The following is a 1751-nucleotide window of genomic DNA, read 5'->3' on the forward strand; positions in this document are numbered from 1 at the left end:
AAATTGTCCAACAAAATCTCCACCGCCTTCCTCCCCACCTTCAGAGCTCAGCCCGTACACCAGATCCGACTATAGCTCAATTGAACATATCATGCCACAGAACCCCGGTGCTCCGGGAAAGTGGCAGGATCAACAGTCAGCACTAGGAAAGCGGTTTAAGTACGTCGTCGACGATATTGGCAATCTAACTTTGTTAGGAATCGGCGCAAATAAAGCAGTTCAGGATATAGACCTGGAGTCAAAGTCAGCAGCCTATGTACTAACATGTGATGGAGCAGACATACTGCGGCGAGCACGCCCTAGGAATGTATGGGGTGAAAATGAAATTTTAGAACGTGGTCGTGACATGGTTCGTTTCATTTGTGAACGTTGGCAGCTTCCCGGCCAAGATGATGAAGACGGCGATCAATTTATTGATCCTGATAGTGTGCTTTCTACAAATGTGAAGGCCCCAAGACAAAGAAGAACGTCCTGATCCTTGGTTCTATGTGATTTTGAATCGAGAGAACACAGAGATGTCTTCCTCGATGCACCTTTATATAATAACTGACCTAATGAAGTCGTCATTCTCTGAACTCTCTTACGCATTCGCCCTCACTGAGAACTTGGTGAATTCTCTAGGCCTTCCTTTGTTAATGGCCCCGACCTTTCCCTCTACAGCTGCAGAGGGGAAGAAAGGTGCTGGCCACGATGTGAAACTGGCAATGCCAGGAATGAGCTTGTTTCTGCAGTTCAAACTATCTCACTGCATGAGATACGCGTCAGCCAAGGAATTTAGCTCCGGAATATTCTCTAAGAAGGTTGGGGGTAAGAGCGAGCCGGTCTATCGGATGTATCTCCATCCACTAAAATCTTCGAGGCAAACCAGCCTAATGTTAAAGCTTGAGAAGCGACACGGTATCGTGTACTACGTCGCTCCTCTGTTTCACCTTCCTATTGATCTGAGCAAACACTTTTTCGCTAAGACTGTGGCTCAAGAAAGCCGGTTTATACGTCCTTCCGTGATAAAAAAGATGCCAGACGATAACGAACATTTCGTTTCTTTTCGTAAGACAGGAAAGCCGTGGCGATTTTCAGAAAACCCAGTAGAGTTAGAAGGCATAGAGACCGAAACAGACGTTATGCGAAGGGTTCGGAAAGAACACATGCAAAAGATACCCGTCAACGAGCGCGTGAGTGAGTCATTAGAAAAAATGTTTGAAGTTCTCCTTGAAGAGGCTAAAGAGCGTCAAACGGGAACACGCGTAATTAGGAACGAGGTGGCTCGCATTCGGGGATTGGAGATGCCGTTGTTGGAAAAGGCGAGCTTTGTTGCACGCAATTTCTTTGAATTAGAGATGCTCACTATTGGAAGTGAAGAGGAAAATGCCGATAAGTATTCAGGCTAATTGGGGTGCTTTCGTTTTTACTGCATGTATGGACCCGACACCTTTTGCAAGGCTTCAAATGACAATAAAGCGGTCTGCATGCATGTATACGGCTAGCTTGTTGGGCCATGTCGATACGCTGCCCGCAGCCTTGATGAGATCCGCGCATCACATCCTGAGCAATTTAGCGGCTTGACAACAGCTCAGCCGGCAGTAAAAACAGGTTCTGCAATGCTGGTCTAACCGATTTTGTCATCACGAGAAGTCTCGCAAACCAGTGGGGTACTCCTTTGCTTGAAGTGCTATTGACCTGACCGGTTTTTTCGGACCAAGCTAGTTTGGGATAGCTCCGGTCGATAAAGTTGTTACTTTCTTGCAGAACGC

At 46.7% G+C, this 1751-nt stretch carries 3 protein-coding genes; 2 read left to right on the forward strand and 1 reads right to left on the reverse strand.

Annotated elements, in window-relative coordinates:
* Both RY831_RS32835 and RY831_RS32840 read left to right on the forward strand, forming a co-directional pair.
* Positions 1 to 475, forward strand: a 475-nt coding sequence (locus RY831_RS32835; protein WP_326510478.1) for an HNH endonuclease family protein, incomplete at its 5' end; no start/stop codon positions are given.
* 79 nt (positions 476 to 554) lie between these two features.
* Positions 555 to 1388: a hypothetical protein gene (locus tag RY831_RS32840; protein ID WP_326510479.1), complete on the forward strand. Its 834-nt coding sequence runs from the start codon at positions 555 to 557 to the stop codon at positions 1386 to 1388.
* A gap of 163 nt (positions 1389 to 1551) precedes the next feature.
* Here RY831_RS32840 and RY831_RS32845 read toward each other — a convergent pair.
* On the reverse strand, positions 1552 to 1751 hold a 200-nt coding region (locus tag RY831_RS32845), incomplete at its 5' end, for a hypothetical protein (RefSeq protein WP_326510480.1).

Source organism: Noviherbaspirillum album (assembly GCF_035916955.1).
Lineage (GTDB): Bacteria > Pseudomonadota > Gammaproteobacteria > Burkholderiales > Burkholderiaceae_D > Noviherbaspirillum > Noviherbaspirillum album.

Bases quoted from the DNA above. Each gene is read 5' to 3' on its own strand.
- RY831_RS32840 (WP_326510479.1), top strand. From the start codon at position 555: ATGAAGTCGTCATTCTCTGAACTCTCTTACGCATTCGCCCTCACTGAG.